The following is a 13,715-nucleotide window of genomic DNA, read 5'->3' as shown; positions in this document are numbered from 1 at the left end:
AAGTAGTATTGGATAGGTTCTATCCTATCTCTACATATAAGTTTCCCTATATGCTGACTATTTTAGCTACTAACTCATGACTAAAGTCACTAGTGTGCGTAGCTATTTTTCAATCAATAAATTACTATTCTATTAAATTAACTTAATAACCTTTAAATTAAATTATAAAAACTGTTGTAGGTTAGCAACAACAGTTTAAAAAGATTTGTTTTATAATATAGAGATATATTAATTCGTAATGCTGGAGCTAGCCCATTCCTTACACTGAACGATTCTTTTTCCATCATCACCTTGTTCTTTATCATATGCAAATTGATTAAGCATTTCACATGGAAATGTATCACATAGACCACAATGTGTAAGATTTTTATTTTCACAACATGATTTTACAGGGCATTCTTCACCCCAAAAAGGTTTATCAATATATGTACATCCTTTGCAATTGACCTTTCCTTTGTACTCACATTCATAACATAAAATTCCACATCTTGATTCTATCATTGTTACTCACTCCTTAAATATAAATTTTATATGATTGTACATCAAAACTTATACTTTTCATTGTAAAAATCGGACAAATTTTTTATATAGGTTGTTGGATTAACCCCACAGATAGATTTAAAATCATTTATAAAATGGGATTGGTCATAATATCCAATATCTTGAGCTAAAGTTGTAAATGGCATATTATTATTTTGTACTTCTTGTAATACAAGATTTATACGAAGTAATCTAAGATAGGATTTGATACTCATGCCAAGAGAATTATTAAAAATCCTATTTATATGACGTTCACTATAACAACTGATTTGAGAAATATTTTTAACTGACATAATGGAGTTCTGTTTTCTTGTATTTTCAAGGATTGGGATAGTCATATCTATTATATTTGATTTGAACAAGTATGATAAAAATAACATATCTAATTCTTCTATTAATTCTTTTAGAGTGCTCGTTTTTTCAAAAATAGAATTAATCTCTGAGCTAAATAATGTATTAAAATCTTCAAGTTTAATTTTTAAGTCAGTGGATTCTCTTTGAGAAAAACCTGTTAAATAATATACTCCACCTGGACGAAACTCAACAAATACTCGAAATAGTACACTTTCTATGTCGTTTTTTACAATTATAGTTTTCGTTGTAGCTCCCCAAAATTCACTATCCATACTCTTTTTATCAAATTCAAATATCATACATCCACTAGCATCAGGTATTAATGTAAGATTTTCTTTAGTATTTATATCGGGAATAGCTATTGTATAGTGTGCTATATATGGTCTTAACAATTTATGTGGCAAAATATATGTATACTGTTTGCAAGTATTTAAAATATTATTGATTATTTTATTCATAAGTAAATCCTCCTAATATATTAAGAACAAATATGCCAATTTATTTTAATATATAATAAACAAAATTTGATTCAACTGAAATATTTTAATAATATGTTCTTATTAAATTCAGATACAATAATTGTAAGGTAAAATTTCAAAATATACAATTATTATAAATTATAGATGCCACTAAATGTATATTAAATAAGAGTAAATATAAATCAAGATTAGAAAAGAATAGTATTACTTTCATAATAAACACATATAAAGATATTTTTAAGAATAAAATTTATTATTAAATAAAAAATAAAGGAGAGTGGTTTAATAGCATGGCATCAAAACAAACACCAAGAAACAATTTAGAAAAGTTTTTGAGAATAAGAGTTTTATCACATACAGGCGATAAAATACATATAAAATTACCTGTAAATTTTGCAAAGAGAATGATTGAGAATAATGCTTTGGATTTATTTAATGGAAAAGATGATGTAGTTGATGGTAAAAAGGTTACTGAGATATTAGTCAAAGCATTTGACTATGACCTAACTGGAGAGGTAGTTCACTTGGAAAGAAAAAATGGAGATATTATTAAGGTCTCAATCGTGCAATAGACCTAATTTATATGAATTTTATTTTGAAAAAATATAACTAATTAAGAATTAGTAGGAAAGTTCAGCTTATTGTTAGTATATAATACACATTTATAATTTATAGATGTGTATTTTTTGTATGTAAAGTTTAAATGTATATATTATTAAAATATTACCATTTTGGAAATAGATGTAAATGTATGTTGTATAGTATAATATAAATAGTATATTACTTTGTAAAGTTAGCAAATAAATCCAAGTTAAAGAATACAGTGTTATTAAGTAGAATATTGGGAGTATTTTTTATAGCCAAAGGGTCAGAACTAGAAAAAGTGGAGGAGGAAAACATGTTTACAGATGGAAGAAGCAAGAAAGTAGTTTTTATAGCACATTGTTTATTAAATCAAAATGCTATTTCAGATGGGACTGCCATATATCCTGCAACATTTAAGGATGTAATTGAATTATTTGTTAATGAAGAAGTAGGTATTGTTCAATTACCATGTCCAGAACTTAGTTGTTTGGGAATTGATAGGGGAAATGAAAATGGTGCTAATGAAGATGTAGTAAAAGAGAATACAAGAATTAGGAAAGAAATGCAAAAAGATGATAAATATAAAAAGTTACAACTATTAGTCGATTATGTGATGCAACAAATCTTAGAATATAACAAATATGGTTTTAAGATACTAGGTATTATAGGTGCTAATCGTTCTCCAAATTGTGGAGTTGATACTACTTCAGACAATGATGAAGAAATCAATGATAAGGGTTTGTTTATGTCAGAACTTTATGAAAAACTTGAAAAAGAGAATTTATCAATTCCAATGATAGGATTAAAGAGTACAGATGACTACATAATGAAGATAACAACATTAATTCAAAAAAATGAGTTATTACATTGATTTGGTACTTATTTTTGGAATAAGATTTATTAGTAGTATAATAAAGGCAGAATAATAAAAAAACGGGACGTGGCAGCCAAGTGCTGGCAAAGACGCCCTGTTTTTTTATATAACCTAAAAATATGTACTTTTTTAAATTTATTATATTCTTTTAAATTGAATTTTTTCATCTGAACACAAAGTTTCAAACCTGTATGTATCTGTCATCTCATAAAAACCAAAAAATATAAAACCATCACGAGAAGTAAATTCATATTGAATATTTTCACTTTTCAGTGTCTTTTCTACTTCACTTATTTTTTCACTATATACAATGTCCACCATATAATTTATCATTGTAGAACCCCTCCTATTAATATGACAATATTCAAATATATAATAACATATTTAGATGATACAATTGTATTAAAAATGAAATAAATCTATTATATTAAGGTATTAAATTTTTATTAAAATGCTTATGAATAATCTAAATAATAATAGTTTGATACTAAATAAGATAAGAATTTGAATCTTGAATAAAAAATAAGAAGCTATAAATAATATAAGTATCATTTATGGCTTCTTATTTTTTATTTATTAGGATTACATATAAAAGCAATCACTATATTTTTTGTTTAAGTTTTAATACTTGTTTTACGATATTTGTTGAATGGTCAGAAATTCTTTCTAAATTAGTAAGTAAGTCAAGATAAAGCACACCAGCATCTATTGTACAACTTCCATTATTTAATCTAATCATGTGTGAATTTCTAAAAGTTTTTTCTAAGTAATTTACTTCATTTTCAACTTCTAAAACCTTGTTTGCTAACTCAAAATCTTTAACATCTAAAACTATTAAAGCATCCTTGAAGTTAGTCATAGTTTTATTGTATATTTGGTATATTTCTTTTATTGCACTGTCAGAGAAGCTAATATTCATTTCTTTAACACTCATAGCTAATTCAGCTATATTTTCTGCATGGTCAGATACTCTTTCGATATCATTTACAGTGTTAAAAAGTAAATCTGTTCTAAAACGTTCATCGTCTCTAAGAGGTTCTTTAGAAAGTTTTAATAGATAGTTCAGTATATCTTTTTGTAATTTATTGACAACTTTTTCTGATTCAAAAGTTTTATTAATATCATCACTACTCTTATTTAAGAATCCTGCAATTGCATGTTCTAAAGAATTTGTAGCTTTGTGTCCCATTCTTACAACTTCTTGTACAGTATTACCAAGTGCTATAGATGGAGTACTAAACATTCTTTCATCTAAGTACTTAGTATTATTTACTACTTCTGATTCAGTTTCTTTAATAGGTATAAGTTTACTTGCTAATTTAACTATGTATTTAGAAAATGGTAATAATATTATAACATTTGTAAGGTTAAATAAAGTATGTGCGTTTGCTATTTGTCTAGCTGTATCAGTTGGGTTAAAATGAGTAACTATAGCTGATATAGGTTTATTTAAAACAACCATAAATATGATTGTACCAATTACATTGAAGCTTAGATGCATTACAGCTGCACGTCTAGCATTCCTGCTTGCACCAACACTAGATAAAAGTGAAGTAACACAAGTACCAATATTATCTCCATAAAGGATAGGTAAAGCAGCTGATAGAGGTAGTATTCCTTGAGAAGCCAAGGCTATTAACATACCCATAGATGCACTTGAACTTTGTATAATACCTGTTATAGCAAATCCTGCTAATATACCTAATAGAGGATTTTTACTAAAATATAAGAGTACATCAGTAAATGCTTTATATTCAGCAAGTGGTGCCACTGCATCTTTCATAAATTCCATTCCTGTAAACAATATACCAAAGCCAATAAGTATTTCAGATAAATGTTTTGTTTTTTGATTTGATGTAAATAAATAGAATACAATACCTACACCTAGAGCAATTGGTGCTATTCCTTCAAGATTAAATGAAACTAATTGGGCAGTAACTGTAGTACCTATATTTGCTCCCATTATTACACCAATAGCTTGACTTAGATTCATTATTCCTGCATTTACAAATCCTACAACCATAACCGTAGTAGCACTTGAACTTTGTATAATACCTGTAACAACTGTACCTACCAGTACACCCATAACAACATTACTTGTTAAGAGTTCAATAATTTTTTTTAATTTGTCTCCTGCCGATTTTTGTAAACCTTCTCCCATTAAACTCATTCCATAAAGAAAAAGTCCAAGTCCACCGATAAGACTAATTGCTATATTCACGATATTTCCTCCCTTAAGAAATTAATAAATTTTTTATCTGAATTATAAACTTTATTAACTAAAATTTATTGTTTCCTTAATATAGAATAACAAATTTTGTCAATAAAAATATTAATGTTTTGTTAAGTATACGTTAAGAGAATGTTAAATTTTTAAGTTGTTGTTAATTTAAGAAAATTCGATATATATAGTAATTTAAAGACTTTAACTAAGATTTGGCTTATTTTATGTATAATTGATTTAACAAAGAATTAACCATGTTTGTAAAAATTGTGTAAAAGATATCATCCTTTTTTAAAAAAGATGTAAATGTAACTTTTACATCATATACATCAATAGATGAGATAGAAAATGCTTCTAAATCAAGTTTAAATATAGTGCTTAGAAAGAAGGTATAAAAGCAGCTATTTTATGAAGAAAGCAAAAACTGTGCTGTATTTGGAGATTATGATACTGTTTTATGTGTCAGAGACTTGTTAGAGGAATTCTTTATATAATCGAAAAAATACTAAATATATAGCATCAAGGGCACAGATAATATGTAAAAATACTTATTATAAATAGATTTAATATAAATTAATGTATATTTTATTAAAATAATTATTAGTTATGTTAGAAACCTTAAGATATTGGATATAATATAATAAACAGGTAAATTTTGTAATTAAAAAAATACCTAGTTTATCTTAATTATAGGGGAAGTGGGGATGTTTTATGGAAAGATTAATGGAACTTATAGAGAGAAAATTTTTAAAAGATGTAGAACTTTTAGAATTGGAAGACATAGAAAATGTAATAGAATGTAAAATGACACAACCATATAATGCTCATTATAATGAATATTTGGTAAAAGTAAAAAATAGAGATATTATAGAAGAATATTTTGTGTATTTAAAACATAGATAAGCATAAAAGAGGTCTGTATTTATTTGTATTGTTGCAAAATAAAGACAAGCCTCTTTTACGTTAAATATAAACTATAAAATTGCTATTTATTTGATTTTTTCAACAACATTAGTTAATATTGAATCTAAATCATCGCTAATTTCTGTAACACCATTATGAGTAATATCTATGATTTCTTTAGTCATAGGAAGTTCTCCTAAAAGTTCTAAATCTAAATCATTTAAAAATGTCTCAGTAGATTCTCCATCAAATAACTTGATTTTTTTAGAACAATCAGGACATTGGATATAACTCATGTTTTCAATAACTCCAAGAACATTTATGTTCATTTTTTTAGCCATATTAACTGCTTTTGATACAATCATAGATACTAAATCTTGAGGTACAGAAACCATAACTATTCCACTTATAGGGATAGATTGCATAACAGTTAATGCAACATCTCCAGTACCAGGAGGCATATCTATTAATAAGTAGTCTAATTCCTCCCAAAGAACATCAGTATAAAATTGTTTTACAACTCCTCCAAGTAAAGGTCCTCTCCAAACAACAGGTTCATTTTCATCATCTATCATAAGGTTTATAGACATTACTTTTATGTTATTTGCATTTTCTACAGGATAAATATAAGAGCCATCAGAATAAGCTTTTACATTTTTTACACCCATAAGTCTAGGAATACTTGGTCCAGTTATATCTGAATCTAATATACCAACCTTATATCCCATTTTATTTAGCTTATTAGCAAGTAAAGCAGTTACAGTTGATTTTCCAACCCCACCTTTTCCACTCATAACACCAATTATTTTTCCAAATTTATTGTTAGGGTTATTTTCAATAGAACAATTTGATTGACTATTACAATTTCCCTTTGATGGACATGAATTACAATCTGCCATATCTATTACCTCCAAACTTTAATATTTATTAGGTCATTTGTAACCTACATATACTATTTTAGTACAATTGAACCATAAAGTCATTATTTAAAAGTAACTTAGAATATTTTCTGTTGATTGATTTATAATTTATAATAAAAAAAGAAGGTAATAAAAAAATTATAACCTTCTAAAAAGTGATTATTTCAACTGACCTATAGACATTAATCATATAAATATATGGAAAATATTTCAATATATTATGCATAACTGGTCATTTTATAAGTGTAACTGGGAATTAGATGTATATTTTATAAAAATTTGATGAAAAAACAATTAAAAATTGCAAAGAAAAAAGATATAATTAGGAATGTAGTAGTAAATGTTTTATTATAGATAATAGCGTTTAAGTATTTTAAATAATATTTGGAGGAATATAAATGGAATTAAGACCAAGAAGTGCAAAATTAGAAGAATTCGATAAGGTAATAGAATTAATAAACTATGTATTTAGGATATCAAGAAATCATAAACCAACTATGATGGAGGAGTTTCCTCTCTTATTAAATAAAAATAATATAGAAAATATGATTATAATATCAGAAGATGATAAAATAGTTTCAGACGTAAATTATTTAATTCAAGATGTATATATTCAAGGAAATAGGCTGAAAGTTGCAGCTATAGGCGGGGTGTGTACTCATCCAGATTATGAAAAAAAAGGCTATTCATCTAAGGTATTGGATAAAGTAGAAGAAAAAATGTTTTATGATGGTATAGATATTGTAATCATTTCAGGAACAAGAACTTTGTACAGTAGAAGAAATTGTAGTTTGGTAAAAAGCTTCTACAAATATACAATAAAACCTGAGAATGTGAAAATACCATATGAAATAGTTGAATTTGATGAAACTAATTTTGAAAAAGATGATGATTTAGACAAAATGATTGAACTATATAATCAAAATAGTACTAGATTTATAAGAAGAAAAGATGAGTTCAAAAAATTATTACATGCAGCAACTATTGCTTGGGGACCAATTGATTATAAGAAGGTATTTATAAAAGAAAATAATAATATTATAGGATATTTAATAATAAGAACAATAAAAAAAGAAAATTCTATTGTAGGAGAAGTGGCTGAGATAGGGTTAAACTCTGTAAATGTTGAAAATATATTGAAATACGTAACAAATAAATTTGGTTTAGAATATTTAGATTATAAAGTACATGTAAGAAATCTTAAAGACCAATTACAAGGTAATGAAATAAAAACTTTGGATTATCAACAAGGAACTATGAAAATAATAAATTTTGTAAAATTGTGTGATAACCTAAGAAGTTATTTTAATCAATATATAGATTCTGAATTATTAAAATATATGGAGTTTAAACAAGTTGAAAATAAATATATTATTAAATATAAAGAAGAAGAACTTGTAATAGAAAGTTTGGATAAACTTAATAAACTGTTTTTTGAAAAAAACGAAGAGCAATACAATGAATTTAAACATTTAAAAAATATACATGAATTTGCAACAAAGGTGTTTCCTTTAGATTTTCCATGGACTGCAAATTTAAATTATCAATAATTGTGTGCTTTTCGACTGTATTCAATAAAAATGGATTATGTTTAAAGAGAGCTCTTATTAAATAACGTAAATTAGTTTATGTTAAAAAAGAAATTTTGTAAGATACTAGAAGGGATGAAATATTATATGGACATACTTGATGATATAGCAGAATGCATATTAAATATGGGTGTAGACAATATAGAAAATTTAGTGAAAATTGCTATAGATAAAAATATTGATGTAGAAGATATTTATGAATATGGTTTAAACAAAGGTATGATAGGAGCTTTAGATAAATTTGAGAACAAAGAATACTATCTTTCAGAAGTTATAGTATGTACAGATGCACTAAATAAAGGAATTAATCTTTTGAAAGGAACTGGAAAAGTAAAGGAGAAATCAAAGGGAGTAATTCTGATGTCTGTAGTAGAAGGAGATACCCATGAGATAGGAAAAAACATTGTAAAAGTAATGGTAGAAGCTACTGGATATAAAGTTATTGATTTAGGTGTAAATAGAAAAAGTAAAGATATAATAGAAGAGGCTATAAAAAACAATGTTGATATAATAGGCTTATCTTCAATGATGACAACGACTATGGAGAACATGAAGTCAGTTATAAATGAACTTAATAGGATTAAGATAGATAAAAAACCAAAAGTAATAATTGGTGGAGGTCCTGTAAGTATAGAGTTTGCAGAAGAAATAGGAGCAGATGGATATAGCTCAAATGCTCCAAAAGCAGTCAAATTAATAAACAAACTTATAGGAGGTGAAGTTTAAGATGTTTTCAGATATGACTTTACTTCAATATATAAATAGTGAGGATAGAGGCTTCTTTCTGCCTGATATGGGTACAAATGGATTATTTTTAATAAATAAAAAGGCATATGAAGTATATGATAGTGTAGATACGCAGTTAGAATTAGCAAAGACTATGGACAAGTATTTTGAATCAGATTTTATATATTCATTCTGTGATGGGATTACGTTTTGTGAGACTTTAGGTCTAGAGACACTAAGACCGGATTATGATTTTCCAAGTGTATTAACACATACTATAACTGATAGGGAAAAATTAAGAAAACTAGAAGTTCCAGACCCTTATACAAGTGGACGTATGCCACTTAATATAGAAAGTTTGTCACTTATATCAAAAAGTATAAAAAAACCATTGTATGAAGCTATACAAGGTCCATTTACACTTGCAGGCCAGCTAGCTGGAGCTACACAACTTTTGAGATGTATAATAACTGATAAAAAATTTGTAGAAGAGTTATTGGAATTTACAACTGAGTTGGTAAGAAGATATGCTGTGGCTGCAAATAAAGCAGGAGCTAAGTATATTTCAATAGCAGAACCAACATCAGTGACCTTAAGCAAAGATAGATTTGATGAGTATATAGTAAAAAATTTAAATAAAATATACGATGAGCTTGATTGTTGGAAAGGGATGCATATATGTGGAGATACTAGGGAATTATTAGACAATATGTTAAGTTGCAACATAGATGCAGTAAGCTTAGACCAAATTTTGGACTATGAAGAAATTGCTCCAATGATTCCTAGAGATATAGTATTGATTGGTAACTTGGACCCAATAAAGCTTCTTGGTCGCTCTAACCCAGATAAGATTAGGAGAGAGACACTAAAGTTGTTAAAGAAGATGAGAGGATATGACAATTTCTTATGTAACTTTGGATGTAACTGTTTAAATACTACTCCAGTAGAAAACTTACAAGCAGCTATAAAGGCAGGAAGAATTAGTTATAAAGAATTAGATAGGATTGATATTAATGAATTATAATAGTAATAAAGATAAATCTTTTTTAGAATCTCTAAATCTAGAAGACATTTTTATAGATAAGAACATTGTGCTAAAGTTTTTGGGGTATGGAAATAGGAAGGCTCCAGATACGATTAGTGAAATCGTTGAAAAAGAAATAAAAAATATAAATGATAGCTTAGATATTAAGATATATATGAGTGAGATTGATATTTATAAAATGCCTAAAAAGTGTAAAAAAGCATTTGCTATACTATACACAATAGGAGATAAGATTGATATCAAGATGAACGACTATATGGAAAATTGTAATATGATGGCAGGGTTAGCACTGGATAAAATAGGAGTAGTGTGTTTAGATTGTATTAATGAAAAAATAAAGAGGTACTTAAAAGAAGAATATAATAATCTCAATATATCATACGAAATATATCCAGGAGATAAAGATTTTGAGATTGAGAAACAGAGAGAGATTTATAACTATATAAAAAATAAATATAATAATGTAGAAATAGAAATCAATGATTATCACCAACTATCACCTATAAAGAGTGTGGCAATGCTTATTTTAATGGGAGATGAGGAAAATCTCGAATCAAGATGTAGTAAATGTCCTCAAAAATGCTTTTAGCTATTTTTAAGATTGAAACTTGTTTTATGTATAAATTGCAATAATTTTTTTAGTTACTATATTTATAAACTAAAAAAATTATTGCAAAATAATAATATTCCACTTGATATGTTGGTAATTCACAAACTAAATAATTTTCTTCAACTCAATCAGACTACTTATTTCATAAGTTGGTGAATAGTTAGTATTATTTATACTGTTATTGAAATTTAACCAACAAGTATCTATTCCTGAATTTATTCCTCCTAAAATATCTGATGTTAAACTATCACCAATCATTAATACAGAAGATTTATCACAACAATCAAATTTTTTAAGTGCATATTTAAATATTTCAGGATTTGGTTTTGATACTTTTAATTCCTCAGAGACAATTATTCCATCGATATACTCTTTTATTTCTGAATTTTTAAGCCTTTTGTTTTGAACTTCAGATATTCCATTTGTTATTATAATTATTGTGTATTTTTTCTTGAGATATGATAATATATTAACTGCTCCTGGAATTAAAAATGTACATTCACTTAAAAAATTTAAGTACATTTTGCTAAGAGTTTTAGGGTCAACATCTAATTTCATTTCATCTGCAAAAAGTTTAAATCTAAGCAATTTAAGTTCGTCTAAAGTTACGATATTTTTTTCAAGGTCAAGCCAAAGTTTATCACTTATATTTCTATATATTTCTATACATTTCTCATAATCAAGTCTCAAACCAAATTCAGATAGGAGTCTTTTAAAAGCATGTGATTCACTCTTCTTAAAATCAAATAAAGTATCATCTGCATCAAAAAATATAAATTTATATGTTTTCATAAGTTTTATTCCTCTATAAAATAACTGCAAAAATTACTTTACTTTCGCTATTTGAATTGTTTTGCCATTTGTGTTTTGTTCCCAGAGGAACTTTAACACTATCTCCTTTGAATAGAGTAAATTCATCATCATCCATAAAAAGTTTGACTTCTCCATCCAAAACATATGCAATCTCGTCTCCATTGTGAGTAATCCTATCTACACAAGAGGAGGTATTTGGAGCTAAATCCATAATTGCAAATTCTAAATTGCTACTAGAGTCTGGAATTAAAACTTCATATACAACGTCATTGCTTCCAGGCAAAATAACTTTTTTTCTACTATCATGTCTTACTATTAAGCTTTTTTTATCTACCTCAGATACAAAAAATGTAAATAGAGGAACATTTAGAGAAGATGCTATAGACTTTAATGAATTTACAGATGGATTAGCAAGGCCTCTTTCTATTTGGCTTAATAATGATGGTGTAACATCAGCTAGTTTTGCTAAATCTCTAATACTTAAATTTTGTTTTTTTCGAACTTCAGCTATTTTTTCTCCTAAATTTAAATCATTCATATGAATATCCCTTCTTTTTCATTTAAAAAAATATTATCCTAAAATAATCAAATAAAAAGATTATACAGTATGAAATTATTATAACATATAGAATGTATTTTTGAAAAAATAATGTTCAATCTAATTGAATAAATTAAAATATAATTGACAAGTGAATACAGAATACTTAAAATATATTTAAATAAAATTAAATTAAGTAAAAAATAATTAACCTATGATAGGAGGGAGTATTATGCAAATAACAACTTTTGGAGCTATATTTGGCTTATTAGTAGCAATTATTTTAATTATAAAAAAATTTCAAGCTGTTTATAGTTTAATGTTAGGAGCATTTATTGGAGGAATAGTTGGAGGAGCAAATATAACACAAACTGTAGATTTTATGGCAACTGGGGCTATGAACATTTCACCATCAATTCTTAGAGCTTTAGCATCAGGAGTATTAGCAGGAAGTTTAATAAAAACAGGGGCAGTAGATAAAATATCAGAACAGATTGTAAAAATATTAGGAGAAAGGAGAGCTTTGCTTTCAATTGCCGCTTCAACTATGGTACTTGCTGGAGTAGGAGTAAATCTGGATGTATCTATAATAACAGTGGCGCCTATAGGATTATACATAGGTAGAAAATTAAATTATTCCAAACTATCAATACTTTTAGCAATGTTAGGAGGAGGGAAAGCAGGTAATATCATATCGCCAAATCCGAATACTATAGCAGTGGCAGGTAACTTTTCTGTTAACCTATCTAGTGTTATGATTGCTAATATAATTCCAGCAATTGTTGGAATTGTGATTACAATTATTTTAGCAAGTATGCTAACAAACAAAGGGAATAAAGTAGAATCATATGAAATCTTAGAACAAAGAGAAAATTTACCAAGCTTATTTAAATCATTATGTGGTCCAGTTGTAGCAATATTCTTATTGTTCCTGGGGAATATATCTCCAATAGTCATAGACCCTATGATAGCTCTTCCAATAGGAGGAATAGTAACCTTAATTGCCACAGGAAATATGAACAATTCAAGAGAGTATTTAGCCTTTGGATTATCTAAAATGCAAGGTGTTTGTATATTATTACTTGGAACAGGAACTATTGCAGGAATTATACAAGTTTCTGAATTGCAACAGAGCACAATAAGTATCCTGCAATTTTTAAATATGCCACAATTTTTATTAGCACCAATTTCAGGTATACTTATGTCATTAGCAACAGCTTCATCAACAGCTGGAGCTACTATAGCATCATCAACTTTTTCTGATGCTATAATAAATGGAGGTCTGTCACCAATTTCAGGAGCATCAATTGTAAATGCAGGCTCTAGTGTGTTTGAGCAATTACCACATGGCTCATTATTCCATACTAGTGCAGGCAGTATAAATATGGATATAGGAGAAAGGTTTAAATTAATTCCATATGAAGCATTAATAGGAATAGTGATGACTATAGTTTCAACATCTATCCAATTAATTTTATAATAAATACAAATATTTAATGAAAAAGTAGGATTTTG

15 protein-coding genes are annotated in these 13,715 nt (G+C 27.0%); 8 read left to right on the top strand and 7 right to left on the bottom strand.

Features of this window, described 5'->3' with window-relative positions:
- Window positions 1–228: 228 nt before the first annotated feature.
- The gene (locus tag KGF38_RS02310) at window positions 229–501 is read right to left on the bottom strand and encodes a DUF3795 domain-containing protein (RefSeq protein ID WP_054270204.1); all 273 of its coding nucleotides are present in this window, start codon (window positions 499–501) and stop codon (window positions 229–231) included.
- Window positions 502–542: 41 nt separating this feature from the next.
- Window positions 543–1,352, bottom strand: a complete 810-nt coding sequence (locus KGF38_RS02305; protein ID WP_054270205.1) for a response regulator transcription factor — start codon at window positions 1,350–1,352, stop codon at window positions 543–545.
- Window positions 1,353–1,663: 311 nt separating this feature from the next.
- Here KGF38_RS02305 and KGF38_RS02300 point away from each other — a divergent pair, with 311 nt between their 5' ends.
- Window positions 1,664–1,945: a hypothetical protein gene (locus KGF38_RS02300; protein ID WP_003420428.1), complete on the top strand. Its 282-nt coding sequence runs from the start codon at window positions 1,664–1,666 to the stop codon at window positions 1,943–1,945.
- A 326-nt stretch (window positions 1,946–2,271) separates the two neighbouring features.
- On the top strand, window positions 2,272–2,829 hold the full coding sequence (locus KGF38_RS02295; RefSeq protein ID WP_074179405.1) for a CD3072 family TudS-related putative desulfidase: 558 nt from the start codon (window positions 2,272–2,274) through the stop codon (window positions 2,827–2,829).
- A gap of 141 nt (window positions 2,830–2,970) precedes the next feature.
- On the opposite strand, the gene KGF38_RS02290 is transcribed toward KGF38_RS02295, so the two are convergent.
- On the bottom strand, window positions 2,971–3,165 hold the full coding sequence (locus tag KGF38_RS02290) for a peptide ABC transporter substrate-binding protein (RefSeq protein ID WP_074179404.1): 195 nt from the start codon (window positions 3,163–3,165) through the stop codon (window positions 2,971–2,973).
- A gap of 268 nt (window positions 3,166–3,433) precedes the next feature.
- Window positions 3,434–5,053 (bottom strand): Na/Pi cotransporter family protein, encoded by a 1,620-nt coding sequence (locus KGF38_RS02285; protein ID WP_074179403.1) that lies wholly within the window; start codon window positions 5,051–5,053, stop codon window positions 3,434–3,436.
- Between the two features lie 714 nt (window positions 5,054–5,767).
- On the opposite strand from KGF38_RS02285, the gene KGF38_RS02280 reads away from it, so the two are divergent.
- Window positions 5,768–5,959, top strand: a complete 192-nt coding sequence (locus KGF38_RS02280) for a hypothetical protein (RefSeq protein ID WP_054270209.1) — start codon at window positions 5,768–5,770, stop codon at window positions 5,957–5,959.
- A gap of 86 nt (window positions 5,960–6,045) precedes the next feature.
- On the opposite strand, the gene KGF38_RS02275 is transcribed toward KGF38_RS02280, so the two are convergent.
- Window positions 6,046–6,858: an Mrp/NBP35 family ATP-binding protein gene (locus KGF38_RS02275; protein ID WP_054270210.1), complete on the bottom strand. Its 813-nt coding sequence runs from the start codon at window positions 6,856–6,858 to the stop codon at window positions 6,046–6,048.
- Window positions 6,859–7,277: 419 nt separating this feature from the next.
- Between KGF38_RS02275 and KGF38_RS02270 the strand changes: the two genes are divergently transcribed.
- The 4 genes from KGF38_RS02270 to KGF38_RS02255 all read left to right on the top strand — a co-directional run bounded on the left by KGF38_RS02270 (window position 7,278) and on the right by KGF38_RS02255 (window position 10,828).
- Window positions 7,278–8,429, top strand: a complete 1,152-nt coding sequence (locus KGF38_RS02270; RefSeq protein WP_167640210.1) for a GNAT family N-acetyltransferase — start codon at window positions 7,278–7,280, stop codon at window positions 8,427–8,429.
- A gap of 78 nt (window positions 8,430–8,507) precedes the next feature.
- Complete coding sequence (locus KGF38_RS02265; protein WP_227832134.1) at window positions 8,508–9,194, top strand: cobalamin-dependent protein; 687 nt, start codon at window positions 8,508–8,510, stop codon at window positions 9,192–9,194.
- Window position 9,195: 1 nt separating this feature from the next.
- Entirely contained in the window at window positions 9,196–10,218 is a 1,023-nt protein-coding gene (locus KGF38_RS02260; protein WP_054270213.1) for a uroporphyrinogen decarboxylase family protein, read from the top strand.
- Window positions 10,208–10,828, top strand: coding sequence for a hypothetical protein (locus KGF38_RS02255; protein ID WP_074179401.1), 621 nt, complete (start codon window positions 10,208–10,210; stop codon window positions 10,826–10,828). Before KGF38_RS02260 ends, KGF38_RS02255 begins: the two co-directional genes overlap by 11 nt.
- A gap of 126 nt (window positions 10,829–10,954) precedes the next feature.
- Here KGF38_RS02255 and KGF38_RS02250 read toward each other — a convergent pair whose 3' ends face one another.
- Complete coding sequence (locus tag KGF38_RS02250; protein ID WP_054270215.1) at window positions 10,955–11,641, bottom strand: YjjG family noncanonical pyrimidine nucleotidase; 687 nt, start codon at window positions 11,639–11,641, stop codon at window positions 10,955–10,957.
- 13 nt (window positions 11,642–11,654) lie between these two features.
- Entirely contained in the window at window positions 11,655–12,200 is a 546-nt protein-coding gene (locus KGF38_RS02245; protein WP_054270216.1) for a helix-turn-helix domain-containing protein, read from the bottom strand.
- Window positions 12,201–12,432: 232 nt separating this feature from the next.
- Between KGF38_RS02245 and KGF38_RS02240 the strand changes: the two genes are divergently transcribed.
- Complete coding sequence (locus KGF38_RS02240; RefSeq protein ID WP_054270217.1) at window positions 12,433–13,680, top strand: GntP family permease; 1,248 nt, start codon at window positions 12,433–12,435, stop codon at window positions 13,678–13,680.
- Window positions 13,681–13,715 lie beyond the last annotated feature (35 nt).

It is taken from the genome of Clostridioides sp. ZZV14-6387 (genome assembly GCF_020657835.1).
Classification (GTDB): Bacteria; Bacillota; Clostridia; order Peptostreptococcales; family Peptostreptococcaceae; genus Clostridioides; species Clostridioides difficile_A.
This window is presented reverse-complemented; position numbering and strand designations above follow the sequence as displayed.